23 protein-coding genes are annotated in these 25,516 nt (G+C 34.8%); 9 read left to right on the top strand and 14 right to left on the bottom strand.

What is annotated here, in order from left to right:
* Positions 1-70 precede the first annotated feature (70 nt).
* Positions 71-1,222, top strand: coding sequence for a glycosyltransferase family 4 protein (locus tag EZJ43_RS03595; protein WP_133261307.1), 1,152 nt, complete (start codon positions 71-73; stop codon positions 1,220-1,222).
* Between the two features lie 33 nt (positions 1,223-1,255).
* Here EZJ43_RS03595 and EZJ43_RS03590 read toward each other — a convergent pair whose 3' ends face one another.
* From EZJ43_RS03590 to EZJ43_RS03545, 10 genes are all read right to left on the bottom strand, one after another.
* Positions 1,256-2,026: a class I SAM-dependent methyltransferase gene (locus EZJ43_RS03590; RefSeq protein WP_243718033.1), complete on the bottom strand. Its 771-nt coding sequence runs from the start codon at positions 2,024-2,026 to the stop codon at positions 1,256-1,258.
* 140 nt (positions 2,027-2,166) lie between these two features.
* Positions 2,167-3,072 carry a sugar transferase gene (locus EZJ43_RS03585; protein ID WP_133261306.1) on the bottom strand — a complete coding sequence of 302 codons (906 nt, stop codon included), beginning with the start codon at positions 3,070-3,072 and terminating at the stop codon, positions 2,167-2,169.
* A 157-nt stretch (positions 3,073-3,229) separates the two neighbouring features.
* Complete coding sequence (locus EZJ43_RS03580; RefSeq protein ID WP_133261305.1) at positions 3,230-3,877, bottom strand: FkbM family methyltransferase; 648 nt, start codon at positions 3,875-3,877, stop codon at positions 3,230-3,232.
* Positions 3,864-5,195 carry a flippase gene (locus tag EZJ43_RS03575; RefSeq protein ID WP_133261304.1) on the bottom strand — a complete coding sequence of 444 codons (1,332 nt, stop codon included), beginning with the start codon at positions 5,193-5,195 and terminating at the stop codon, positions 3,864-3,866. Before EZJ43_RS03575 ends, EZJ43_RS03580 begins: the two co-directional genes overlap by 14 nt.
* Before the next feature lie 62 nt (positions 5,196-5,257).
* Entirely contained in the window at positions 5,258-5,785 is a 528-nt protein-coding gene (locus tag EZJ43_RS03570) for a DinB family protein (protein WP_133261303.1), read from the bottom strand.
* Positions 5,786-5,803: 18 nt separating this feature from the next.
* Positions 5,804-6,502 (bottom strand): DUF4476 domain-containing protein, encoded by a 699-nt coding sequence (locus EZJ43_RS03565; RefSeq protein WP_133261302.1) that lies wholly within the window; start codon positions 6,500-6,502, stop codon positions 5,804-5,806.
* 98 nt (positions 6,503-6,600) lie between these two features.
* Positions 6,601-7,113 (bottom strand): DUF6141 family protein, encoded by a 513-nt coding sequence (locus EZJ43_RS03560; RefSeq protein WP_133261301.1) that lies wholly within the window; start codon positions 7,111-7,113, stop codon positions 6,601-6,603.
* Positions 7,114-7,154: 41 nt separating this feature from the next.
* The gene (locus EZJ43_RS03555; protein WP_133261300.1) at positions 7,155-7,850 is read right to left on the bottom strand and encodes a YjjG family noncanonical pyrimidine nucleotidase; all 696 of its coding nucleotides are present in this window, start codon (positions 7,848-7,850) and stop codon (positions 7,155-7,157) included.
* 36 nt (positions 7,851-7,886) lie between these two features.
* Positions 7,887-8,531 (bottom strand): uracil phosphoribosyltransferase, encoded by a 645-nt coding sequence (gene upp / locus EZJ43_RS03550; protein ID WP_133261299.1) that lies wholly within the window; start codon positions 8,529-8,531, stop codon positions 7,887-7,889.
* A gap of 161 nt (positions 8,532-8,692) precedes the next feature.
* A complete protein-coding gene (locus EZJ43_RS03545) occupies positions 8,693-9,205 on the bottom strand; it encodes a DUF6702 family protein (RefSeq protein WP_133261298.1) in 513 nt (170 codons plus the stop codon).
* Between the two features lie 81 nt (positions 9,206-9,286).
* Between EZJ43_RS03545 and EZJ43_RS03540 the strand changes: the two genes are divergently transcribed.
* The 6 genes from EZJ43_RS03540 (at position 9,287) to EZJ43_RS03515 (ending at position 17,353) form a co-directional block, all read left to right on the top strand.
* A complete protein-coding gene (locus tag EZJ43_RS03540; RefSeq protein ID WP_133261297.1) occupies positions 9,287-9,871 on the top strand; it encodes a HupE/UreJ family protein in 585 nt (194 codons plus the stop codon).
* An 11-nt stretch (positions 9,872-9,882) separates the two neighbouring features.
* A complete protein-coding gene (locus EZJ43_RS03535) occupies positions 9,883-12,255 on the top strand; it encodes a M1 family metallopeptidase (protein WP_133261296.1) in 2,373 nt (790 codons plus the stop codon).
* A gap of 1,132 nt (positions 12,256-13,387) precedes the next feature.
* Complete coding sequence (gene uvrB, locus EZJ43_RS03530) at positions 13,388-15,433, top strand: excinuclease ABC subunit UvrB (RefSeq protein ID WP_133261295.1); 2,046 nt, start codon at positions 13,388-13,390, stop codon at positions 15,431-15,433.
* A gap of 81 nt (positions 15,434-15,514) precedes the next feature.
* A complete protein-coding gene (locus tag EZJ43_RS03525) occupies positions 15,515-16,795 on the top strand; it encodes a DUF3472 domain-containing protein (RefSeq protein WP_133261294.1) in 1,281 nt (426 codons plus the stop codon).
* A gap of 3 nt (positions 16,796-16,798) precedes the next feature.
* Positions 16,799-17,002: a YwbE family protein gene (locus EZJ43_RS03520; protein WP_133261293.1), complete on the top strand. Its 204-nt coding sequence runs from the start codon at positions 16,799-16,801 to the stop codon at positions 17,000-17,002.
* 99 nt (positions 17,003-17,101) lie between these two features.
* A complete protein-coding gene (locus tag EZJ43_RS03515; RefSeq protein ID WP_133261292.1) occupies positions 17,102-17,353 on the top strand; it encodes a DUF4834 family protein in 252 nt (83 codons plus the stop codon).
* A 301-nt stretch (positions 17,354-17,654) separates the two neighbouring features.
* Here EZJ43_RS03515 and EZJ43_RS03510 read toward each other — a convergent pair whose 3' ends face one another.
* The 3 genes from EZJ43_RS03510 to EZJ43_RS03500 all read right to left on the bottom strand — a co-directional run bounded on the left by EZJ43_RS03510 (position 17,655) and on the right by EZJ43_RS03500 (position 20,128).
* Positions 17,655-18,572, bottom strand: coding sequence for a TIGR01777 family oxidoreductase (locus tag EZJ43_RS03510; RefSeq protein ID WP_133261291.1), 918 nt, complete (start codon positions 18,570-18,572; stop codon positions 17,655-17,657).
* A gap of 17 nt (positions 18,573-18,589) precedes the next feature.
* Complete coding sequence (locus EZJ43_RS03505) at positions 18,590-19,402, bottom strand: thiol-disulfide oxidoreductase DCC family protein (protein WP_133261290.1); 813 nt, start codon at positions 19,400-19,402, stop codon at positions 18,590-18,592.
* Positions 19,403-19,621: 219 nt separating this feature from the next.
* The gene (locus EZJ43_RS03500; RefSeq protein WP_133261289.1) at positions 19,622-20,128 is read right to left on the bottom strand and encodes a GbsR/MarR family transcriptional regulator; all 507 of its coding nucleotides are present in this window, start codon (positions 20,126-20,128) and stop codon (positions 19,622-19,624) included.
* Between the two features lie 232 nt (positions 20,129-20,360).
* Here EZJ43_RS03500 and EZJ43_RS03495 point away from each other — a divergent pair, with 232 nt between their 5' ends.
* The gene (locus tag EZJ43_RS03495; RefSeq protein ID WP_133261288.1) at positions 20,361-22,862 is read left to right on the top strand and encodes a YfhO family protein; all 2,502 of its coding nucleotides are present in this window, start codon (positions 20,361-20,363) and stop codon (positions 22,860-22,862) included.
* Between the two features lie 281 nt (positions 22,863-23,143).
* Positions 23,144-24,139: a glycosyltransferase family protein gene (locus EZJ43_RS03490; RefSeq protein WP_133261287.1), complete on the top strand. Its 996-nt coding sequence runs from the start codon at positions 23,144-23,146 to the stop codon at positions 24,137-24,139.
* Here EZJ43_RS03490 and EZJ43_RS03485 read toward each other — a convergent pair.
* Complete coding sequence (locus tag EZJ43_RS03485) at positions 24,136-25,482, bottom strand: DUF58 domain-containing protein (protein WP_133261286.1); 1,347 nt, start codon at positions 25,480-25,482, stop codon at positions 24,136-24,138. The genes EZJ43_RS03490 and EZJ43_RS03485 overlap by 4 nt on opposite strands.
* Positions 25,483-25,516: the final 34 nt, after the last annotated feature.

Here is a 25,516-nt window from a genome sequence, read left to right as displayed (position 1 = left end):
TGATACGCATCACTGCAAGTTTAACCATTATCCGTTTTATTTGTAAGTTTGTTGCAACCAATATTATTTGATGCGCATATTAGTTGTACATAATTTTTATCAAGATCCTGGCGGTGAAGATGAAGTTTTTCGTTTAGAAAAAGCCATGCTTTCAGAAACTGAAGAGGTTTTCGAACTTACATTCTCAAATAAAAAGGGATGGGCAGGTTGGATTCAGTTTTTACTTTATCCTTATAATTTCATCGCAATGCGAAGAATTAAAGCAGCCATAAAGCAGTTTAAGCCAGATTTGGTTCACATTCATAATTTGCATTATGCAATTGGTCCAGCGGGGATAAAAGCGGTTAAGAAATTTAAAATTCCGTTGGTGATGACACTTCATAACTTTAGGTTGATTTGTCCTTCTGCTACACTTTTTAACAACGGAAATGTTTTTTTAGATAGCGTAAAGAGCGATTTTCCGTGGAAAGCGGTTAAATTAGGATTATTTTCCAATTCGATAATTAAAACTTTTTGGTTGGCATTTGCTAATTGGGCACATAAAAAAATGGGGACTTATAATTTGGTCGATCAATATATTGTACTTACCGATTTTGCTCGAAAAATTTATCTTTCTTCTACCCTAAATATAAGTGAACAAAAATTTTCTTTAAAACCGAATTTCATTTTTAAGTTGGATTTTCCTAATAAACCTAAACAAGATTATTTTCTTTATGTAGGTCGATTATCCGAGGAAAAAGGAATACGAATTGCCTTAAACGCAGCTTTAAAAGGAGATTTTAAATTAAGTATTGCAGGTGATGGACCATTGAAAAATGAACTTTTAAGCGCTGCGGCACAAAACAAGAACATTGTGCTTTTGGGTGCCTTAAGTAAAAATGAAGTTTTAAGCCAAATGAGCAGTTGTAGTGCGTTAGTTTTCCCTTCTATATGTTTTGAAGGAATGCCAATGTCTATAATTGAAGCTTTTGCATGTGCTACGCCTGTTATTGCGAGTAATTTGGGTGCAATGCAAACGATGATTACCGATGGCGAGAATGGTTTGTTTTTTAATCCTGGGGATGTAGATTCACTTTTGGGAAATATTGCAAAATTTAGCAGTTTAACCCAGCAATCGAAATTACAAATGGGCGCAAACGCAAAGCTTGCGTATGAAAGTAGCTATACCGAAAAAGAAAACAAAAATATTTTAATGCAAATTTACAGCAAAGCGATGCAATAGTTATCAATAAGCCTTATTGTAGCCATCTGATTTTTAAAATATCTTAATATCGTGATCAGATTTTTTGGATAAAACGGTGTAAGCATTAGCAAATTGTTCCTTTTTCTTTTTCCCTAAAACATTCCCAATTGTTTTTTTAACAAAATATTCCAAATTGATGCGCAACTTTTTTACGACTGATTTTTTGGCTTTTTTGTTTATAAATTCGTTAAAAAAGTTTACAGCCGGCTCTGTCATCGAGGTTTTGTCTGTTACAATTTCTAAGCCTTCACTTTTAAGCAAAAACCTTAAAGAAGTGGGCGTGTACATATTAATGTGCCCATAATCTAAAAAATGTTTAATGCGTTTATCAACACCAAAACGGTAATCTTTAGGTACTTCTATAACAACGTATTTTGCAATTCTTTTTAATTCTCTAAGTAAAATGCGTTCATGTTCTACATGTTCTAACACGTGGGCAAGAATAACTAAATCGAAGCTATCATCTGCGTAAGGGATTTTGTAGCCATCGAAAGTTTGCACTTCTTTTAAGGTTGATAAATTTAATGCTTTAATTTTATCTACGCCAGTTTGTGCAATTTCTAAAGCGTAAAGTTCAGATCCAAATTTCCATTCGTTTAAATAATGAAGAATACTTCCATCGCCCGCGCCAACTTCCAATATTTTTTTCGGGCTGATTGCCTTGCAAACATCTACAATATTTTTTGCTTTAAATTTTGCACTCAGCATACGCCAAGCTACATCGTTTTTAGCATAGAAATCATCGTAGGCAGCTTTTACATTCTCGCTGATAATATCAACCATAAATTGCGAATTGGGGTATTTTAAATTATTATTAGTGTTAAAAAATCAATTTATATTATTCATAGTTAATAAATTGAAATTCAGTGCGTTAATTATAAAAATCGTGTTAACCAAAAGTAAGAATTAATTTTTCCTAATTTTTAGTTTTTATTGAATCGTTGAATCATATATCGTTTTATGCGTTGCCATAAATTGCCTTTTCTGCCAGCCAAAAATTCCTTTACCAATTCGTAAGCATCTTTGTTCTGCACTAATTGCTCTGGAAAATAAGTGATTGGTTTTGGATTGATTACAACGTTATAAATATCGCTAATTCCTGAATGAACGCCTGAACCATCGCTTCCGATGTTATTTATTAAAGATTTTGATGGGTTTAAAGTTAATCCTCCTTTTAAAAAAATAGATGCATACCATCTTATTGCCCAACTGTTATTTTTGCCATTTTTAAACTCTTTAACCTGCTTCCAAAAGTTCATTTTATGATCGATTGAAAATGATGCAATTTTCGATTTATCAAATTGGGCAATTAATTTATCAATATTAGGTTCAAAATGTTGCCAAGCACTTGCCCATGTGGCCCAGCCCCAACTCGATGCAATTTGATAAAAAAAAGATTCTGGCAAATTGTTTTCTTTCAGTGGATACATATAGGCGCCAATATGCATCACTTTTTCGGCTGCTTTATACTTCGTAAGTCCATCATTAAAAAACCTTAAAGTATGTGGCGAGGTAATTAAATCATCTTCAAAAACGATAATTTGTCCATAAAGTTCAACTATTTCTGTAACGCCTTGAATTATTGATTCTGCTAGACCTATATTTCCTTTTCTTTCGATTATTTTAACGGACTTAAATCCATCTATATTTTTTATAATGTCTCTTACCTCGGTTACTTTATCAATATCTTGATTAGTTTTTGGGCCATCGGAAAATATAAATAATCTACTTTCTGCAGCAAGTTCATTTTGCTGTAAAAATTTAATCGTACGCAAAGTGTGTTTTGGCCGATTGTAAACAAATAGTGCTATTGGAGCAAGGTGCTGCATTGTTTCTTTACTGCAAAAATTTAGAGAAAATAAATTATTTTAAACATAATAACTATATATCAAAAGTCACAACCTATTCTTGTGGTGGCACTTCCACAGAAAAAACGTATCGCTTTTAGTAAAAATACCAAATTGAAAAAGGCATTTTAACGTTGTTTTAAATGCCCAAACAGTTATTGGTTTTATAAAAAACTGAGGTTGCTTTGTTGTAGAATAATCCTGGAGAAATGCCGCTAAAGCTTAATTCTTTAAATCCATTAGTTGTAAGGAGTTTTCGCGCAGGTTCGTATGCTAATCTTTCGCTATCATCTAAAACAATTACACCGTTTTCGGTTAGCGCATTAATACTGTATTTACAGCAATTTACCCTATCACGGCCATCAACAATAATAACCTCAAATTTTTTGTTTAGCAAAGTTGCCTTTTTTGCGTATTCTCCATCAGTTGCTAAAATGCAGTATATCATTTCGGCATTTGCCGGACTAGTATTTTTAATTTTATTTAGCCACGTTTCGTCGTGCTCAACAGAAGTAACCGTAGCAACCTTATCAGCATAAAAAAGGGTTGAACTTCCTGATCCATATTCAAAAATATTTTGGCTTTTATTTAATCTTTCTTTAATAAAATCGATAAAAGAATAAGTTACCCAAGGTAAGGGATTTCCATTTTCATCAACGGCTTGTTGCTGATCAAAGGCGGTAAACCAGCCAATACTTTTTAAATAACCTTTATGTCCGTAGGATAAGAGTGCTTTTAATCGCTTGGGTTTTGCGAGTAAGTTTGCTAGTGCTTTAAGATTGCTCAATTTTTAATATTTTTTTAAATAGATTAACCAAAAATAACGATTTTAACATCAAAATACCTTGGTTTCGTGTTTTTGAAACGAATAAAAGAAAGAATGTAGATGCAATGCATGCAATTAAAGTGGCAACAGACGCACCTAAACCTGCATACTTTGGAATTAACCATAAGTTTAACAATATATTGATGATTGCACCTAAACCCGTTCGGTAAAATGCAATTCTTGTATAACCCTCGGCAATTAAATACTGCGAACTTGCGGCGCCTAAAAACACAAAAACGCCCGACCATATATGAATTGAAAGCATTGGGCCTGCACCATCAAACTTGCCTTTGTAAATAATGTGAATAATATCAGAGGCAAAAAAACTGATAAAAATCGCAATCGGTAAGCTGATTAAAACCATTAAATCGTACAGGTTGCCTAGTCGTTTAAGGTATCGGTTCAAATCTGTTTTGCGGGCATTAAGCAAGGCAGGAAATACAGAAGTTACAATGGCCACGGGGATAAAATACCAAGCTTCGCTTAAATTTTGCGCCGAGCTGTAAATCCCCACGGCCTTACTGCCAACGCTTTTTAGCATAATTACATCTATTTTCATGTAGATAGATACCATTACTGCAGCCAAAATTAATGGAGTAGATTTTTTTAGCAGATCTTTTGCACGTTGCTTATCAAAATTCCAATCGAATATGTGTAAGCCTCTTTTTTGGTAAATGATGATTAAGCCCGAAGCTAAAATTAAACCATCTAAAACATAAGCTAAAACAATATAAATTAGCGGTAAACCTAAACTAATTACAATAATTTTAAATATTGCGGTGACAATGAGCGAGGTATTTTGGACGTGAACAACGTATTTAGATTGAACCTGAGATTGAAAATAAGAATCGATAACATTAAACGATTTGAAAAACGAGGCTAATGCCAACAAGCCGATAAGCAAAGTAAGCGGTTGCTCGCTCGGATTTGGCGTTAAATGATGAGAAAAAAGATAAATACCAATTACAATAGGTATCAGTAATGCATTGGTAATTAGGCGTAACCAAAGCGAAGTTCCTAAAATTTCATCTCTTTTATTTGGTTCTTGAATAATTTCTCGAATGATAAAAGTATCTAAACCCAAAGCACCAACAGCAGCCATTATTGCCACCAATGATAAGCCAAAACTTAAATCGCCAAATAGAATTGGACCTAAATAACGGGCAATTAAAAGGTTTACAATAAGGCTAAGCAACTTGCCAAACATTAGCCAACCTGTATTTTTTAAGTACTTGTTAAACGCTTCCTGATCAAAACCTTTTAAGGCAGTAAACTTCATTTCTGCAAAGATGTAAAATTAATTAGGTTAAATGGTGCTGGAATTGTGATCAAACAGAGGCATTATACTGCTTCAACCTTAAAACTTTTTTCAATTCTGTTTAATTGTTTTAAATGATGATTGAGGTGAATTTCTATAAAACGCAACCATTGTTCAGCATTTAAATAGCCTAACCTTGGGTGTAAAACTTTACTGTTTTTGTTTGAATTTAATATTGTGGGATAGGCCGAAGCCAAACTTACCTCAAATTGATTTATAAAATTTAAGGCTTCGGGTTTTGATATTTTCTTAACCCGATCAATTAACTGCTTAGGCACCTTATATTTTTTAGCTGGCGGAAAAGCGCCAAAAAATAAAATCATTTTTACTGCAAAATGTGTAGGTTTATCTTCTCCTTTTCCCTTCGCTGCGTTTTCTAAAGCGATTAAAGAAAGTAAACTGGCATCAAAAATATGCGAATAAACTTCGCTGTAACTCCACCCTAAAATGGGTGGAATTTGTTGAAAATTAGCATCTGTATAGGATGACAACTTACTTTTGTAAGCACCCACAATTTTATTAATCGAAAATTTTATTTTGGCCGTGTTCATTAAATAAAGATAAACTATTTATTTACTGTTTAAGAAGCTTAAGAAATCGCTTTTATTGGATGAGAAAGTAAATAAATCAGCTAAAGTAAAATAATTTTGAGGGTCGATAATGCTTTTATAAATCGCTTTTGCACCTACCAAACGGTTGTTATCAAATGAATAATATTTTAAAAGGATTCTGGCTTGTTCGGTGGTAAAGTTTCCGCTTTTCGAAGCGACTTGGAGCAATTTCGTTTTACCATCATCAAACGATTCATCTTTTATCAATTTATTTAATTGCTGAAAGGCTTCCGGGGATAGAGATTTAGGCACTTCGGTGTAATTTTGATCGATTGCATTGTCGCTTGTATTATTGTTGTAATTGTCAAAATCATCCAATGCATATTCTACGTTTCTGTAGATATTTAACTGTTTAATTACCCTCATGCCCATGTTTTTAGCATAAGTTAATATCAAACGTTGATCTTGAACAACTGCTATGTTTTTCTTAAAAATAACAATATTATTTCTGTAAATCGAAATTACAGGGTTTGAATTATATACATCGTAAAATCGAAATCTTCCGTTTTCGGATCCTACAAATTCATTATCTAAATAAACGGTGTAAGTGCCGGCATCATTTATTTGAAGAAAAACTTCGGCTCTGTTTCTGTTTTTTTGTGCGAAACTTAAAGTGGTATAAAAAACCATTACGATTAAGAGGATAATTTTTTTCATGTATTTAAATTTTGATTTTTTATTTGCTTTATTACCTTAACAGGGAAGCCTTTCGAATAAATTTAGGGGCGTAGCATTTATTGCTCGAATTTAAGAAATTATTGTTTTAACTGCCCAATATTATTTAAAGCTTCCGTTAGCTCTTTTGGCTTATTGGTGCCAATAAGTAATCTATTTTCATCAGTAAATTCGAGTTGTAGGCCAATATTCCCCGAAACATTAAAAGCTTTGCCTCCGCCGAAAAGTCCTAATCGTAATCCCCAACCGCCAAACTCAGGTATTGGAGCGTACTTGCGAACAAAACATTTTATTAAACTTTGCCAAGTATAATGCCTAAATGTTAGATGGAAAGGGAAAAATCTAACGTAAATTCCATCGCTTTTTATCTGTGTTTGTAATTTAAAGGTTAAAAACAAAATTGTTAGTGCAAATGTAAATCCCGTTACTAACAAAAGGCCAGTATCGGTAATCGGATGGTCTCCAAATTGTTGTTTGCCAATAACCTGGTTAAAAAGTCCAAAAATGAATAGTAAGTTAATGCCTAACAAAATTAACCACAACCACCATTGCTTAAATTTTTGTGTTTCTGAAAACAAGATTTCATTGCTCATTTATTTTTATTCGTGGCAACATTTATATGTAAACAATTTGCTTAAAATAAATCAAAGAGCTCTTCCAAATGATGGATTTGGTCCTTCACATCTTCAGGTTTTTCTTTTTTAAGTGGATTGAAAAAAATGGCGTCCATTCCAAAATTTAAAGCACCATAAATGTCGGCCTCCAAGCTATCGCCGATCATTATACTTTCGGTTTTATTCGCCTTGGCTTTTGATAATGCTTGTTCAAAAATTAATGGATTTGGTTTATTTACACCAATATCTTCAGAAATAATCACGTTAGTAAAATAAGGGTTCAATGCAGATAAATTCATCTTAGTCAAAGTGGTTTCTTTAAAGCCGTTTGATATGATGTGCAAAGTATATTTATTTTGTAGGTAACTTAAAACTTGATTTGCACCATCAAATAAATTGGTTTTAGTCGGACTAATTTTCACATAATCATCTTCAAATTGATGTGGTACTTGATCTGGATGAATGCCAAGCTGAATAAAAGTTTTGTTAAAACGTTCGGCTCTTAAAACATCTTTGGTTATTTTGCCAAGGTGATAATCGGCCCACAGCTGATGGTTATTTTCAGTGTAAGTAGTTATAAATTCGGCGCATGAATTTAACCCCAATGTATCGAGTTTATATTCGGAGTAGAGTTCAGTCAACGTTTCTTCCGCATTGCGATCGAAATCCCAAATGGTATGGTCTAAATCGAAAAAAATGTGTGTTTTTGTTTGCATGTTACAAGCAAATATAGGCTGTTCTTAAGCAAACTCCTAAACTTTCTCCCCATACGCTAAATCGCCTGCATCGCCCAAACCGGGTACAATGTAACACTTGCTGGTCATTTCATCATCAATTGCGCCAAGCCAAAGTTTAGCCTTTGGCAAATTTGCACGAACATGTGCAACGCCTTCGGTACTTGCAATTGCGCATACAATGTGTAGTTCCGCAATATCGTATCGGTTCATTAATTCTTTACAGCACATTACCATGCTTTGCCCGGTTGCCAACATTGGGTCGGCCATTATTAAAGTTCTGCCGTTTAAGTCTGGCGTAGAAACGTAATCCATTTGAATAATAAAATCGCCATTTTTTTTTGTTTTGCGGTAAGCGGATATAAAACAACATTCTGCGCGATCGAAAATATTGAGCAAACCTTGTTGCAAAGGTAAGCCGGCACGTAAAATCGTGGCCAAAATTGGTTGTTCTTTTAAAACTTCGCATTGCGATATGCCTAATGGCGTTACTACGTTTTTCGATGTAAAATTTAATCCCTTGCTTAATTCATAAGCAAAAAACTCGCCTATTCTTTCTAAATTTTTCCGAAAGCGCATGGCATCCTTCTGAATATTTTCATCGCGAAGTTCGGCGATAAAAGTATTGGCTATAGATTTAGTTTTACTTAGGTTAAAAATCATTTGTGTAGGATTAATGTTAATAAATTTATCTAAAACGCTATTCTTCTTTGTATTTCAAAATCATAGCGAAAGCGCATCGAAACTTTTAAAGTTTTCACTTTCTTCATAAACTAAACTAGTTGGGCTTATTTGCTTTTTTAAATTTACTATAAAAATTGCAATTAAAAGCTAGCCGAAAATTTTGTATCTGGATATAGAAGTTTGCCACTTTTTCGGTCAGCGCCTTTAATTACGTGGTTGATGCTTATTTGGTCATCAAACAAATCGTAAAGAATTCGATTATCAACATCAACCTTTTTTACGGTTTTTATGTTTTCAATCTCCATGTAAATATTAGTTACTTCATGGTCAATTTCGAAACCGATGTAGTTTAAAGTTGCATTTTTTTGATCGACGGTTATTTTTAAATGGCTTAAAAGATATTTCTTAACCAAATTATCCATCGTGCTTTTTAATGCTGGTTTAGATAAATCGGTTTTTTGCTTATAATTTTTACTTAAAATATCTTCAAAATCATCGGTAAAAATTTTACAGGTTACTTCGAGCGTTTTATCTTTAGCATTAAAATTTACTTCGGTAGTGCTCACATGTAGCGGGTGTTTAGCTACTGGAATGGAGATATTTAGTAAAAGGAGAATAATTATTGTAACAAATTTAATATTTAACAGATTCATTTATCAGCGTTTAGCTTAATTAACAATAAAATATTCTAATTTTAATTTTTCAAATCTACAAAACTAACTTATAACTTATTAATGCCGTTTCAAGATTTTGTTTTCTACTTTAAACTAGGGTGGCAACATATTGTAAGTTTAGATGCTTTGGATCATCAACTGTTTATTTTAGCGTTGGTGGCAATTTATACCTATAAAAATTTTAAGCAGGTTTTAATTTTAGTTACCGCATTTACCATTGGGCATTCTATTACTTTATTGCTTAGTGTTTTAGATATTATTCGTTTTAGCAGTAAATGGGTTGAGTTTTTAATACCTTGTACAATTTTTATTACAGCAATTAGTAATTTATTGAGGAAAAATTTTTCCTTAAAATCAATTAGAATAAATTATTATTTGGCACTTTTCTTTGGCCTAGTTCATGGTATGGGCTTTGCAAACTCTGTTAGGATGATGTTGGCTAGTAATGAAAACATCAGTTGGGGTTTATTTGGCTTTAACGTAGGTTTAGAGTTTGGCCAAATATTTATGGTGCTCATTATCTTATTGATAACTTTTATAATTTTTAACTACACCCATATTAAAAGATTAAATTGGGTAATATTCGTCTCCGCTGCGGTATTTGCGCTCTCGTTACAAATGGCCTTACAAAGGCTTCCATTTTAAAAAAATTAAATATGAAAAGACTATACATATTATCAGGCCTTATCGTTTTTGTTAGCAGTTTATCAATTGCTCAAGATATTCAAAACAATCCGGGCAGTAATCATGGCAATAAATTTGAGCAGTTGGGCACAATATTACCTACGCCTAATGAGCAACGTACAGCGAGTGGCGCGCCAGGTGTAAAATATTGGCAACAACGTGCCGATTACGACATTAAGTGCGAGCTTGATGAGAAAAACTTAACATTAAAAGGAAGCGAAACGGTTACTTACACCAATAATTCTCCCGATCCACTTACTTATATTTGGCTTCAGCTCGATGAAAATGAGCACAGTTCTGATCGGAATGCAAACTATCAAGATGCGAGCAGATTTCCATCAACTTTAACCACCGGTTCTATTGATAATGCTTCGAAAAAAAGCAATAATAATTTGGGGATAAACATTACTAAAATTACAGATGTTGCTGGGAAAAACCTCGCTTATACCGTTAATAAAACGATGATGCGTGTTGATTTGCCAATTGCATTAAAAAACGGGCAGAAATTTATTTTTAACATAGATTGGAATTACCACATTAGCAATAGGCAAACCGTTGGCGGGCGTGGTGGCTATGAATTTTTTCCTGAGGATGGTAACTATTTGTTTACCATGTCTCAATGGTATCCTCGCCTGTGTGTGTACAGCGATTTTCAAGGCTGGCAAAACCATCAGTTTACAGGTAGAGGCGAGTTTGCTTTAACTTTTGGCGATTTTAAAGTGCAAATGACAGTACCCGCCGATCATTTAATTGGAAGTACAGGCGAGTGTATAAATTATACGGCAGTGCTAAATCCTTTGCAGTTAAGCAGGTATAATGCAGCTAGAAAATCTTCAGTTCCGATTGAGATTCAAACTTTAAACGAAGCGAAATTAGCGGAAACGAGAAAATCAACCGCTAAAAAGACCTGGGTTTTCCATGCCAATAACGTTCGTGATTTTGCATGGACATCATCACGAAAATTTATTTGGGACGGTATGAACCAAAAGATTGAAGGCAACGGAAATAACGTAATGTGTATGAGTTTTTATGGCAAAGAAGCATATAACTTATACAGTAAGTTTTCTACTCGTGCTGTTGCACACACTATAAAAACCTATTCAGATTTTACCATTCCGTACCCATATCCGGTAGCGCAAAGTATCGAAGCTTCTAACGGTATGGAATACCCAATGATTTGCTTCAATTACGGGCGAACAAATAGCGATGGCACTTATAGCGAAAGCACAAAAAATGGTATGTTGGGCGTGATTATTCACGAAGTTGGACATAATTTTTTTCCAATGATTGTGAATAGTGATGAACGCCAATGGACTTGGATGGATGAAGGGCTAAATTCTTTTGTAGAATATTTAACCGAAGAACTTTGGGATAATACCTTCCCTAGTAAAAAAGGCCCGGCTTATACCATTGTAGATTATATGAAATTGCCAAAGGATGAATTGGAGCCAATTATGACCAACTCTGAAAACATTACCCGTTTTGGACCGAATGCGTATTCTAAGCCTGCTACAGGATTAAATATTCTGCGAGAAACGATTATGGGCAGAGAGTTGTTCGACTTTGCTTTTAAACAATATGCTAAAAGATGGGCATTTAAGCACCCAACGCCAGCCGATCTTTTCCGCACGATGGAAGACGCCAGTGGCGAAGATTTAGATTGGTTTTGGAGGGGTTGGTTTTATGGAACCGATGCTTGTGATATTTCTTTGGATAGCGTGAAGTTTGCACAGCCAGATTTTGCAACTCGTACGGATCCAACGCGAATAGAAATGGTTAAAATAGATAAACCGTTGCTAAATTCTTTTGATGATATTTCGAAAATTAAGAACCGCAGCGATATGAAAATAAGTTTTTATGTAGATAAAGATGTGGCTACACACGATTTTTATTATAAATACGATAGAGGATTGGTTAGCGTAGATAATACTACAGCCACCAAAACAGAAGAAACAAGCAATTTAGAATTGGTGCCTGTTAACGAACAGCAAAAATATGCGGGTAAATATTTATACGAATTAAATTTTAGTAATAAAGGTGGTTTAGTAATGCCAATTATTGTTCAGTTTACTTACAAAGATGGATCAACAGAAATAGATAGAATTCCGGCGCAAATTTGGAGGCATAATGAAAAATCTACCTCAAAATTTTACGCTAAGGATAAAGAAGTTGCTTCCATTTTAATAGATCCGCTACGCGAAACCGCTGATATTGATACGAGTAATAATATTTGGGGCGCAGATAAAGCAAAAGAAAGCAAATTTCAACTTTACAAAGCTAAGGCGGCTTCTGCAAGAGGCCAATCCTCGGGCATAAACCCAATGCAAAGCGCAGGTGGCAAATAGCCGTTGATTAATTTGCCAAAGAAGTCAAGTTTTTAAAACTTGACTTCTTTCATTTATGCACTTTCTGTTAGAGATTATTAAATATCGTTAAACTGATTTCAATCTTCGGGCATAAACCCTATGCAAAGCGCAGGTGGCAAATAGCCGTTGATTAATTTGCCAAAGAAGTCAAGTTTTTAAAACTTGACTTCTTTCATTTATGCACTTTCTGTTAGAGATTATTAAATATCGCTAAACTGATTTCAATCTTCGGGCATAAACCCAATGCAAAGTGCAGGTGGCAAATAGCCGTGGATATAATATACCAAAGAAGTCAAGTTTTAAAAACTTGACTTCTTTCATTTACGCACTTTCTGTCAGAGATTATAAATATCGTTAAACTGATTTCAATCTTCGGGCATAAACCCTATGCAAAGTGCAGGTGGCAAATAGCCGTTAATATAATATGCCAAAGAAGTCAAGTTTTTAAAACTTGACTTCTTTCATTTATGCACTTTCTGTTAGAGATTATTAAATACCGCTAAACTGATTTCAATCTTCGGGCATAAACCCAATGCAAAGTGCAGGTGGCAAATAGCCGTTAATATAATATGCCAAAGAAGTCAAGTTTTTAAAACTTGACTTCTTTCATTTATGCACTTTCTGTTAGAGATTATTAAATATCGTTAAACTGATTTCAATCTTCGGGCATAAACCCAATGCAAAGCGCAGGTGGCAAATAGCCGTTGATTAATTTGCCAAAGAAGCCAAGTTTTAAAAACTTGACTTTTTTCATTTACGCACTTTCTGTTAGAGATTATTGATATCGTTAAACTGATTTCAATCTTCGGGCATAAACCCTATGCAAAGCGCAGGTGGCAAATAGCCGTTGATTAATTTGCCAAAGAAGTCAAGTTTTTAAAACTTGACTTCTTTCATTTATGCACTTTCTGTTAGAGATTATTAAATATCGCTAAACTGATTTTTAAATTAACCTTGTAAATCGAAAGTTAAACTTTCGATTTACAAGGTTAATTATTTTTTTAACGCTTAAAAAACTATTGTTTTTAATTCTTGTTGCATGGTAGGATATGATAATCTACCAACAATCAAAATTGTTTTAAAAGGCAATTATGCTTAAATTTGATCAACAATGAAATTCAAAATAACATCAGCATATCAACCCACAGGCGATCAGCCAAGCGCCATAAAACAATTGGTACAGGGCGTAAACGCCAATGAGAATTATCAAACTTTATTGGGTGTTACAGGTTCTGGTAAAACATTTACAATTGCCAATGTTATAGAGCAAACACAAAAACCAACCTTAATTTTAAGTCACAATAAAACCTTAGCGGCACAACTTTACGGAGAGTTTAAAAACTTCTTTCCTGATAATGCGGTTAATTATTTCGTTTCTTATTACGATTATTATCAGCCCGAAGCATTCATCGCTTCCAGCAATACTTACATCGAAAAAGATTTAAGTATTAACGAAGAAATAGAAAAATTGCGCCTTCGCACCACTTCATCGTTAATGAGCGGACGCAGAGATGTTATTGTAGTCTCGTCCATTTCCTGTATTTATGGTATGGGAAATCCCGAAGATTTTTCGCGCATGGTTTTTAGGTTCGGCGTAGGGTTACGGATTTCGAGAAATGCTTTTCTACATAGTTTAGTAGAAATTTTATACTCACGTTCTACAACCGAATTTAAACGAGGAACCTTTAGAGTTAAAGGCGATACGGTTGATATTTATCCTGCTTATTTAGATTTTGCTTATCGCATTTCCTTTTTTGGCGATGACATTGAAGAGCTTTCATCCATCGATCCAGTTTCTGGAAAAACAATCGAAAAAATGGAAGATATGGCGATTTTTCCAGCGAATTTATTTGTTACCCCAAAAGATCGCTTTACACAATCTATTTGGGGCATACAAGAAGAATTGGAATTACGCAAAACTCAATTAATAGGCGATGGCCACTTTATTGAAGCAAAACGTTTAGAAGAGCGTACCAATTTCGATATAGAAATGATGAAAGAATTGGGCTATTGTTCCGGAATTGAGAATTATTCTCGTTTTTTTGATGGAAGAACACCTGGAATGCGACCGTTCTGTTTGTTGGATTATTTCCCTGATGATTATTTGATGGTGATCGACGAAAGCCACGTTACAGTACCTCAAATTAGGGCAATGTATGGGGGCGATCGATCAAGAAAGCTGTCGTTAGTAGAATATGGATTTAGGTTGCCAGCTGCGCTTGATAATCGCCCTTTAAACTTTACCGAATTTGAAGCCTTAGCGCCACAAACCATTTATGTGAGTGCAACACCCGCCGATTACGAACTGGAAAAAAGCGAAGGTGTAGTGGTACAGCAAGTTATTCGCCCAACGGGATTGTTGGATCCTGTGATAGAAATTAGACCTGCCATTAACCAAGTAGATGATTTATTGGAACAAATAGATGTAACCATAAAAGAAGGCGGACGTATTTTAGTAACTACTTTAACAAAAAGAATGGCCGAGGAATTAACAAAATATCTCGATCGTTTAAATGTTAAAACCAGATACATCCACTCAGAAATTAAAACTTTAGAACGTGTAGAAATTTTACGTGGCCTACGTTTGGGCGAGTTTGATGTTTTGGTAGGGATAAACCTTTTACGAGAAGGATTAGATTTGCCAGAAGTTACACTTGTAGCCATTTTGGATGCCGATAAAGAAGGTTTTTTACGCTCAGAAAAGTCGTTGATTCAAACCATTGGGAGAGCGGCAAGAAATGACAAGGGGCGCGTAATTATGTATGCCGATGGCATTACCGATAGTATGGAGAAAACAATTTCTGAAACTAACCGCCGTAGAGATATTCAAATTGCTTATAATTTGGAGCATGGCATTACACCAAGAACGGTTGGTAAAACTCGCGATGAAATATTGGAGCAGACTTCGGTATTGGATTTCTCTCAAAAAGCGAGTGATAATAAAGCCCGGGCTTATGTAGAGAACGCCGAAATTAGCATTGCGGCAGATCCAATAGTGCAATACATGGGCAAGGCTGAACTGCAAAAGGTCATTGACACCACTCGTAAAGACATGCAAAAAGCGGCGAAAGATATGGACTTTTTGCAAGCCGCTAAATTGAGAGATGAAATGTTCGCATTAGAAAAAATGTTTAACGAGAAGTTTGGAAAATCTTAGAATTTATTCGCTTTGCAACCTAAATGTTGAATCATTTTTGATACAAGGAAGCGATCTCAATACAAATATTTAAATTTGAATATGAAATCTCTGAAATTACTTTTTTGTGTTTTGTTAGCGAGTACGAGCATGTTTGCTCAAAATCTTTCTGTACCGCTTGGTGGTAATGCATACAGCTCAAATGCTTTTAGCGGTTCAGTCGCTGATGAAGGGATTGTAAATTGGGGAGATCCTGCAGCGCATTTCACGGCATATATTAGGGTTTCTAAACCGGGTTCCTTAATTATTTCTATTGATGAAAAGCCAATCATTTATGGTAAGTCTGTCGTTGAATTTTCGATAAACAACCGGTCTAAAAACATTGTTTTTGATGAAGCCGAAAATTTTGATGGTAAAGTAGGCGAGTGGAATATTATCGATACCGGTTACGTAGCAATATCAATTAAAGGTATAAGCAAAACAAAAAATAATTTTCCATCAATTAAAGCACTAAATATTTCGGGTAGCGTTACAGATGGCAAAACTGCCTACGTAAAAAATAATGAAGGCAACTTTTTTCATTGGGGCAGACGCGGACCGTCGGTACATTTAAACTATATGCAACCTAAAAATGTAAATGCATCATGGTGTTATAATGAAGTTACGGTTCCCGTTGGAGAAGATGTTTTAGGTTCGTATTTTATGGCGGTGGGTTTTGGCGAAGGTTATTTTGGTATGCAGGTGAACGGTCCCGAAGAGCGCCACATTCTGTTTTCCGTTTGGAGTCCCTTCAGTACCGACGACCCTAAAAGTATTCCAGAATCGCAAAAAATTAAAATGTTAAGTAAAGGTAAAAATGTCCATACGGGAGAATTTGGTAACGAAGGTTCTGGCGGGCAGAGTTATTTAAACTATATGTGGAAAGCTGGGAACACTTACAAGTTCCTCCTGCATGCAGAGCCGAGTTTAAATAAGGATTCTACAACAACTTACACAGCATATTTTTTAGCGCCTGAGTTGGGCAAGTGGCAAATTGTTGCCAGCTTTAAACGCCCTAAAACCCATACTTACTTAACTGGTTTTCATTCTTTTTTAGAGAATTTTAGTCCGCCACAGGGCGATAAAACAAGGAGTGTTTCTTTTAATAATCAGTGGGTTTGTGATGCAAATAGTAATTGGACAGAAATTGGAAAAGCCAGATTTACAACTGATGAAACGGGCAGTAAAGGCTATCGTATGGATTATGCAGGTGGAGAAAGAAATGGTGCTTTCTATTTAGAAAATTGCGGATTTTTTAACAATTATACTAAGCCCGGAACAATTTTCGAAAGAAAGTTAACAGGCAAAGCTCCTGCCGTCGATTTTAAAAAATTACCTAAATAAATAATGAACGGACAAAATAGAAGTGATGTTTATCCTGGTTTAGAGGTTGGTATTATCCTTAAAAAGGACCAACGAAATGGCGAGATAACTTACGGAATCGTAAAAAATTTATTGACATCCTCTTCATTTCATTCACGTGGAATAAAAGTACGTTTGGAAGATGGCCAAATTGGTCGGGTAGCTGAAATTGTAGATGAGGACAATTAATATTCTCTTACAAAATTGTAATAGGTTTGCAATTAATACTTTTTTTGGTAACAAACTATTTAAATTGCCGTCTATATTTGTAACTATAGTTAAAAAATAATGCCGTTATTAAAATTTTTATTTATCGCAGTATTGGTACTTTGGGTGCTCAGGTTACTGATCCGCCTTTTGTTGCCTATGCTATTTGGCAACCTTGCCAATAAAATGCAACAACAAGCTACCGGTCAAAAGCAACAACAAAGATCATCAAAACCCGAAGGTTCTATATCTATTGATTACATGCCACCAAAACCTGATCAAGGCAAAACTGATAAGTTGGGTGATTTCGTGGATTATGAAGAAATTAAATAGTTTTAGAGTTTGATTATTTCTGTGGCAAATCCCTAAAATGGTTTAAACTAAATAGCATTAGCATTCTCGGCTACTTTTTTAATTAAAGCATTCCTCGCGGTTAGTAGCTTTTGCATGTAACTTTTTAAAAATATTTTTTCAGCCAATTTTCCTAATAAACCGAACGGAGCGCTACATTCGAAAAAGTGCTTGATCTAGGTGTTGAAAAAAATCGCTCTCCGTCATTGCGAGGCACGAAGCAATCCTAAAGCTTTTAACTCTTTTATTAAGATTGCTTCGTACCTCGCAACGACGACTTGGTTTAATTCAATATCGCTTTTATTGCTTCGCGTAAATTTCCATATTTAAATTTAAAGCCAGAATTTGTTAATACCGTTGGCATTACCCATCTGCTTTTCAAAATCAACTCGGTTTCAGTTCCAATCATAATTGCACCAATTTTTAAAAGCCAGGTGGGTGCGGGTAGGCCGAACGGCATCTTATAGACCGTCCTGATTTCTTTCATCAGCACCGCATTTTTTACTGGTTCTGGAGAGGTGCAGTTTATATTTCCAGCAAGTTCAGTGTGGTTCATTAAATAGTCAACACTTAGTGCAACATCATGCTCGTGTATCCAACTTACATATTGTTGGCCATCCCCCTGTTTTCCGCCCATGCCTAATTTTACTAAATTTAACAATCTAGGGAAAACCCCATCTTCTTTGCCCAAAACTATCCCCATTCGTAATGCAATTTTTCTTGTATTTGGCGTTGTAAAATTATAGAAAGTTTCTTCCCAAATTTTGCAAACTTCGATAGAAAAACCAGCACCAATTTCACCCATAATTTCATCCTGTGGGTAATCTTCCGCATAGCGATAAATAGTGGCTGAAGTAATATTGATCCATAGTTTTGGTGGATTATTTGATTTTTGAATCGCATTACCTAAAAGTTTCGTGGGCACAACTCTCGAACTTATAATCTCGGCTTTATTTTTAGCATTGTATCTACAATTTACATTCTTCCCGCATAGGTTAACAACCAATTCGGCTCCATTTAAAGCATTTTCCCAATCTCCTTCGCTCTTCCCATCCCAAACTATGGTTTTAATATTTTTATCATTTGGTGCACTTTTTCGTGAAATTATAACCACTTCACTTGTAATAACACTAAAATATTTTGCCAGTACTCCGCCTAAATATCCATTTCCGCCAACCAAAACTATTTTCTCGTATTTCATCTTTGTAATATTTTAAATTATAACAATATTAAAACCAAAACGATCAACCTGTAAGTGACCCAAGTAATGCTCATCAACCAACCTAAATCTAATATCTTGCATCTTCTTATGTGTTCTAAAAGCATTAATCCAGCTGTAAATAGAAAGAACAATAAATAGAAAACAGTATTGATTATTAGAAAATGGTTAACAATTAAAGCTGGAATTAAAATTAGTGCACCAGCTAGAGAAACCGTCATCATATTTCCTAAATAATCCCAAAGCTTGTCTTTTTTATAGAAAATAATTATCGCAGCTTGAAAAACCATTTGTCCCCCACAAATTAAATATTCTCTATAGCTATTTCCAATAGGAACAAAATTAGTTAGCATCGCAGTATATTTGGTTAATATAATTGATGTAATTAGCCAAGCAAATGTTAAATAAGCCAATCGGTACTTTAAGCTAAAAGAGGGTTGTAAAACATTTTCTTTAATTTTAGCTGGTATAATTACCTTCCGATTGTAAGAAACAAAAGCATAGATTTTCTTCATAAACCAAATAAAAGGTGCAAATCTAAATAGCGGTTTAAAAACTGGCAAAGCATTGGCAATAATTTTGAATAAACTGCTTATGCCGTAGGTAACTTCGCCGTTTACAGTATTTACCAGAGCAATTTCATTTACAGCTCGTTGATGATCGATTAACTTGCATACATGATCGGGCATATTTTGGTATGCTTCTCGTCCATTTTTCGGCAACCACCCAAATTTAATAAACGCTCCTGTATATACGTGGCACATTGGGCAATCTTCATCATAAAGGATGGTGTGGTTTTCTAGCAGATTCATGTTGTTATTTTATTTTCAGTAAAAATTGAAACATTGTTTTAAAAAATTAAGCCCTTAGGCTTTAGTAATCTTGTTTTGCCATTTCGTTGTGGCAATTTTTTTGTGAATCTGCGTCCTTCCCGCGTAGGCGGGAATCTTAAAGCTATAAACCAGCTTTGCTTTTGCCTTAGGATTCTCGTTTTTACGGGAAAGACGACCAGTCTAAAATTTATCGCAGGCCTATTTAAACATTTTAAAAATTGATCCAAAAAACCAATTTTCTTCGGCCTTGAGCATCGTTTCTAAAGTTTTATCTACGTTTTTGGCCAGCTTACTAATATCAGAAACAGATTTTTTAAAGGTTTTGAATTCTGGATCTTTCTCATCTCCATTAACGTTACTAAGTTCTGCAAGTGATTTTAATACAGGTTCGAGTTCCCTTTTTTTACGCTCTTTAGCCACTTGACGGGCAATTGACCAAGCGTCTTTATCAGCGAAAAAGAATTCTTTACGTTCTCCGGCTTTGTGCTGTTTTTCTACCAAACCCCAAACTATTAAATCGCGGAGATTCATATTGGCATTTCCTCTGGAGATTTTTAGCATTTCCATTACTTCCTCAGTAGTTAATGCCTCGGTCGAAATCAGCAATAGCGCATGTACTTGAGCCATCGTTCTATTAATACCCCATTCAGAGCCTAATTTACCCCAGGTTTCTATAAACTTCAATTTTGCTTCGGCCAATTCCATGTACAAATGTATGAAATGTTTTAAACTTTCAAAACTTATTGAAAGTTTATTTTTGCTATCAAAATTCTATAATAAAATGATGTGATAGTTGTTGATTTAGATAGCTTAAATAATATTTTTAATCATTATTTAATGGTGAAATTTATTAATTATCTCTACAAACACCTTTATTCCTTTTTTATACCATTCTATTTTTTATTTTTGACATTGTTTTAAACTTAAATAACCCTTAATGAATAATTGGTTTAATAAAAATGGCATCCATTTAGCCATTATAGCTTTTTTTGTAATCCTTTGCTTTACCTATTTCAGTCCTGTTTTGCAAGGTAAAGCGCCTAGACAGGACGATGTTCTGCAGGCTAAAGCCATGCAAACTGAGATAATGAATGTTAAAGCTAAAGAAGGCAAAGGCCCACTTTGGACAAACCAGATGTTTGGCGGAATGCCTGCTTATCAAATTTGGGTACAATATCCTTTAAACATTTCATCTTACGGGATTGATTTAGTTACAAAAGCATTGCCTAATCCAGTAGGTACCGTTTTACTTTATTTATTAGGTGCTTATCTACTGTTTTGTGTATTAAAGGTAAACCCTTGGCTAGCCGCTGCGGGGGCGATTGCCGTGGCATTTGCATCGTATAATTTTATAATTATTGCTGCGGGGCATAGCAATAAGGCAGTTGCAATTGGTTTTTTTGCGCCTGTGCTAGCATCAATTATTCTTACTTTACGAGGCAGATATTTATTGGGTGCAAGTTTGACGGCATTGTTTATGGCTTTAGAAATTCGTTCTAACCACATCCAAATGACCTATTATTTATTTATTGCACTAATCATTTTAGTAGGTATAGAATTGTATCATGCTTTTAAAGTAAAGCAATTGAAGAGTTTTGGTAAAGCCATTGCTTACCTTTCTGCAGGAATGTTCGTTGCTTTGCTGATCAATGCGGGCACTTTGTGGACTACTTACGAGTATGGCAAAGAAACCATTAGAGGAAAATCTAATATAACAACAGATAAAACCGAACCGGCAAATGGATTAGATAAAGATTACGCATATCAATGGAGCCAAGGTGTTGGTGAAAGTTTTACGTTCTTAATTCCTAATTTATATGGTGGATCATCTGGTGGTGCGCTTAACGAAAAAGGCGAGTTTATTAAAATTCTGCAAGATGGAACCGTTTCAACGCCTTTACAAACAATGTATGGTCAAAATGCCGATCAGGCATTAAATGCGATTGCACAAACTGCGGGTTCGCAATATTGGGGTAATAAACCGGGTACTGCTGGTCCGTACTATTTTGGTGCAATTATTTGTTTACTTTTTGTTTTCGGATTATTTATTGTAAAACATCGATGGAAATGGTGGATTGTAGCTGCAAGTGTTTTATTATTGTTGCTGTCTTTCGGTCAAAATTTTCCACTTATCTCCGATTTGTTTTTTAATTACTTCCCTTTATACAATAAATTTAGGGCAGTAGAATCTACTTTGGCGGTTTTAGCATTGCTCGTGCCACTTTTAGCAATTTTAGGTTTAAAAGAAGCTCAAGAAGGAAAATACGATCAAAAATATTTAACACAACGTTTAATGTGGTCGGCGGGTATTGTGGGTGGTTTTGCACTTTTAGTAGCTTTAGTGCCAACTGTATTTTTTAGTTTCACGAGTGAAAATGAATCATCAGTTCGCGAATGGTTAAATAAAATATTGCAAAATAACAGTGGTTTAACCGATAAAATTTTAGGTGCTGTTATTAACGATCGCATCGCGTTGGCACGTGCCGATGCATGGCGCACAGTTTTGTTTATCGCAATAGGTTTCGGAATTACTTGGGCATTTATCAATAAAAAAATGAATATGCAATTGGCTTTTGGCTTATTGGCTTTATTTATTTTGGTTGATTTATGGCAGGTTGATCGTCGTTATCTTAACAATGATAATTTTCAAACGCAAACTGAATTGGCGAATCACTTTCCAGAACGTGAGGTTGATCAAATTATCGCTACCGATAAAGATCCAGATTATAGAGTTTATGATTCTACCATCCAAACTTTTTCTAATGCAAGCACAACTGCTTTCCATAAAACGGTAGGTGGCTACCACGCGGCTAAATTAAAGAGATTTGATGAGTTGATTAGAAATCAGTTTGATAAAAGTGTAAATCAGGATGTTTTAGATATGCTGAATACAAAATACATGATCAGTCAAGACCCTAAAAATGGATCATTTAAAGTAACTAAAAATGTTACGGCCTGCGGAAATGCGTGGTTTGTAGAAAGTGTGCAATTCGCAAAAAATGCTGATGAAGAAATGGCTGCGATAAGTAGTTTCGATGCGAAAAAGGAAGCTATTGTTGATGATAGCTTTAAAAACTTAATAGATACAACGCGTTTAGGTACAGGCCAAGAAGGGTTTATTAAGTTAACAAAATATAGTCCAGATCATTTAACTTATGAATATTCTACCGCAAAGGATGCTGTTGCTGTATTTTCTGAAATTTACTACAATAAAGGCTGGAAGATGTATATTGATGATGTAGAAAAACCATATTTTAGAGCCGATTACGTTTTACGAGCGGCCCAATTAACGGCAGGAAATCACAAAATAGATTTCATTTTTCATCCAACATCGTACTATTTAGGAGAAAAAATTTCATTGTTCGGCTCTGTTTTATTAGTAGCAGGATTAGGTTTTGCTTTTTATGCCGAAGAGAAGAAAAAGAAGAAAAAAGCATAGATAAAATTCTTTATTACGTAAAAAAGGGAAGCGCAGCAAATGTTGAGCTTCCCTTTTTTATTGCGTTTAACATTTTCTAGGTTTTATGGTAAAAATTCATGCTGATGGAAGCGTCGTTGCATTTGGACTGTAACAATTTTAATAATCTGTGTGCGATAATTTGAAGTTTAAATGTAAGCTGATAAAGCAATTTAAAAAGTAAATTCAATATAAATGTGCTTTTGCTATCCATAAAATATGAAATAACTGAATAATTTTGGATATTCGGCATTGATAACAAAATGAAGATACTTTACGCTATACAAGGCACCGGCAATGGCCACATCAGCAGAGCCAGGGAAATAATACCCCTATTGCAAAAGTATGGCGAGCTTGATATCCTTATCAGTGGTACTCAATCTGATGTAAAATTATCCCAACCAGTAAAATATCAATTTCATGGTTTCAGCTTCGTGTTTGGTAAAAAAGGTGGTGTACACCATTTTAAAACTTGGCTGAGTATGAATTTATTCAGGTTAAGGAAGGACATTAAGCAATTAGATTTAAAACAGTATAATTTAATTGTGAATGATTTTGAGCCGGTAAGTGCTTGGGCCTGTAAGTTGCAAGGAATAGAATGCATTTCTTTGAGTCATCAAGCTTCATTTAAATCGAAGAAAGTTCCTAAGCCTAGAACAATAGATTGGGGAAAGGTTATTTTGAGCCATTATGCGCCCGCTACGCATCATATCGGTTTTCATTTTGTTGATTATGACACCTTTATACATAAGCCAGTTATACGCAAAGAGATTAGAGAGGTGGCGCCAACAAATCTCGGTCATTACACGGTATATTTGCCTGCACTTGATGACAAGCGATTGGTAAAGCTATTGGCGCAAATTCCAGCCGTAAAATGGCAGGTTTTTTCAAAACATACAAGCGTTAGTTATACCGACGGAAATGTGTTTGTTGAACCCATCAATAATGAGAAATTTAACAAAAGTTTAGCCAGTTGCGCGGGATTGTTTACCGGTGGAGGTTTTGAAGGTCCCGCCGAGGCACTTTTTTTAGGAAAAAAATTATTGGTATCACCAATGAAATTCCAGTTTGAACAACAATGTAATGCTTATGCATTAAAAGAGTTGGGTTTACCTGTTATTTGGGGCAGTACCAAAAATTGGTTACCAATTATTAAAAGCTGGGTAGAAAACCCACAACAGCATCAATTTAATTTTCCTGATGAAACCGCAAAAATTGTGGATGATATGGTTAAGAAATATGCTAGAATGTCGCCTTAAATTTTATGTTGCGCTTTAAGCGCCAAATACTGGTTAATAATATTAATTGTGAGGTTTTGGGGCGTTGTTAAAATGGAAAGAATACCATGCTTGTTTAGCTCTTTGGCCATTACTTTCTTCTCATAAATAAATTTCTCGGCAATTGTTTTGTAGTAAATGCCTTCTATATCTTGTGCGGGTGTTAAACTCAAACTCTTTAGTTCGGTATTTTCAAAAAACACCACCAACAATAAATGATATTTAGCTATTCTTTTTAAGTAGGGCATTTGCCTTTGCAGAGCAGATAAACTTTCGAAATTTGTAAAAAATACAACCAAACTTCTTTGCTTAATTACCGAACGAATGGTGCTGTAAAGCATTTCCATATTACTTTCTAAATAGCGGGTTTTTTCTTTATACAAAACCTGCATAATATGGTTTAATTGGGTCGATTTTTTTTCGGCAGGTACAACAGCGCCAATCGTTTCAGAAAGTGTAATTAGGCCAGCTTTGTCTTCTTTTAGCATGGCTACCTTGGCAAGCGCAACACTGGCATTTATGGCGTAATCTAATAAACTTAAACCCTCAAACGGCATGCGCATGGTGCGCGATTTATCTACCACACAATAAATGTTCTGAGATTTTTCATCTGTATAGGTATTCACCATTAAACTTCCCTTTCGCGCAGTTGCTTTCCAGTTTATCGTTCTAATATCGTCGCCACCAACGTAATTTTTAATCTGATCAAATTCGCTGCTTTGCCCAACCTTTCTAATTTTTTTAATGCCAAATTCTGTAAGGTGATGCGAAATAGCCATTAATTCGTACTGCCCTAGATTTATAAATGATGGGAAAACGGGAACAACCTTTGCGTTATCGAAATTGTATCTCCTGCTGATTAAGCCCAATGGCGATTTTACATACGCCCTGATAAACCCAAAACTATATTCCCCACGTTTTGTAGGGCGTAATTTGTAGTTAATAAATTTAATTTCACTCGGTTTTAAATGCAGGTAAAAATTAGTATCCCGTAGCTGAAACTGATGTGGAACCTCATCGATAATCCGAATACCAACCGAAAAGCCGTATGTATTTTGCACTTCAATCTGTATCGGGTTTTCATCGCCGTTGCTTAATCTTTTGGGCGTATTTCTTTTGGCTTCTAAACCACTGTTAAGCCTGTACAAAACAAATACATCTACCGCTAAAATTACCATTAAAACGCCAAAGGCAATTATAGGTAAATCTCCCAACCAACTAAAAAAGAATTTTAGCAAAAATAGCAGTACGCAAAATCCTAAAGCTAGAAAAAATCTATCGGCTAAAAATAGGTTAACGTAAAACTGATTAAATATTTTTTTCAATATTTTATTTAATTAAATGTCACTCAATTAAGTT

Origin of the sequence: Pedobacter changchengzhani, assembly GCF_004354365.1 — a bacterium.
Classification (GTDB): domain Bacteria; phylum Bacteroidota; class Bacteroidia; order Sphingobacteriales; family Sphingobacteriaceae; genus Pedobacter; species Pedobacter changchengzhani.
This window is presented reverse-complemented; position numbering and strand designations above follow the sequence as displayed.

Bases quoted from the DNA above. Each gene is read 5' to 3' on its own strand.
- EZJ43_RS03595 (WP_133261307.1), top strand. From the start codon at position 71: ATGCGCATATTAGTTGTACATAATTTTTATCAAGATCCTGGCGGTGAA.
- EZJ43_RS03590 (WP_243718033.1), bottom strand. From the start codon at position 2,026: ATGGTTGATATTATCAGCGAGAATGTAAAAGCTGCCTACGATGATTTC.
- EZJ43_RS03585 (WP_133261306.1), bottom strand. From the start codon at position 3,072: ATGCAGCACCTTGCTCCAATAGCACTATTTGTTTACAATCGGCCAAAA.
- EZJ43_RS03575 (WP_133261304.1), bottom strand. From the start codon at position 5,195: ATGAAGTTTACTGCCTTAAAAGGTTTTGATCAGGAAGCGTTTAACAAG.
- EZJ43_RS03570 (WP_133261303.1), bottom strand. From the start codon at position 5,785: ATGAACACGGCCAAAATAAAATTTTCGATTAATAAAATTGTGGGTGCT.
- EZJ43_RS03565 (WP_133261302.1), bottom strand. From the start codon at position 6,502: ATGAAAAAAATTATCCTCTTAATCGTAATGGTTTTTTATACCACTTTA.
- EZJ43_RS03560 (WP_133261301.1), bottom strand. From the start codon at position 7,113: ATGAGCAATGAAATCTTGTTTTCAGAAACACAAAAATTTAAGCAATGG.
- EZJ43_RS03555 (WP_133261300.1), bottom strand. From the start codon at position 7,850: ATGCAAACAAAAACACACATTTTTTTCGATTTAGACCATACCATTTGG.
- upp (WP_133261299.1), bottom strand. From the start codon at position 8,531: ATGATTTTTAACCTAAGTAAAACTAAATCTATAGCCAATACTTTTATC.
- EZJ43_RS03545 (WP_133261298.1), bottom strand. From the start codon at position 9,205: ATGAATCTGTTAAATATTAAATTTGTTACAATAATTATTCTCCTTTTA.
- EZJ43_RS03540 (WP_133261297.1), top strand. From the start codon at position 9,287: ATGCCGTTTCAAGATTTTGTTTTCTACTTTAAACTAGGGTGGCAACAT.
- EZJ43_RS03535 (WP_133261296.1), top strand. From the start codon at position 9,883: ATGAAAAGACTATACATATTATCAGGCCTTATCGTTTTTGTTAGCAGT.
- uvrB (WP_133261295.1), top strand. From the start codon at position 13,388: ATGAAATTCAAAATAACATCAGCATATCAACCCACAGGCGATCAGCCA.
- EZJ43_RS03525 (WP_133261294.1), top strand. From the start codon at position 15,515: ATGAAATCTCTGAAATTACTTTTTTGTGTTTTGTTAGCGAGTACGAGC.
- EZJ43_RS03520 (WP_133261293.1), top strand. From the start codon at position 16,799: ATGAACGGACAAAATAGAAGTGATGTTTATCCTGGTTTAGAGGTTGGT.
- EZJ43_RS03515 (WP_133261292.1), top strand. From the start codon at position 17,102: ATGCCGTTATTAAAATTTTTATTTATCGCAGTATTGGTACTTTGGGTG.
- EZJ43_RS03510 (WP_133261291.1), bottom strand. From the start codon at position 18,572: ATGAAATACGAGAAAATAGTTTTGGTTGGCGGAAATGGATATTTAGGC.
- EZJ43_RS03505 (WP_133261290.1), bottom strand. From the start codon at position 19,402: ATGAATCTGCTAGAAAACCACACCATCCTTTATGATGAAGATTGCCCA.
- EZJ43_RS03500 (WP_133261289.1), bottom strand. From the start codon at position 20,128: ATGGAATTGGCCGAAGCAAAATTGAAGTTTATAGAAACCTGGGGTAAA.
- EZJ43_RS03495 (WP_133261288.1), top strand. From the start codon at position 20,361: ATGAATAATTGGTTTAATAAAAATGGCATCCATTTAGCCATTATAGCT.
- EZJ43_RS03490 (WP_133261287.1), top strand. From the start codon at position 23,144: ATGAAGATACTTTACGCTATACAAGGCACCGGCAATGGCCACATCAGC.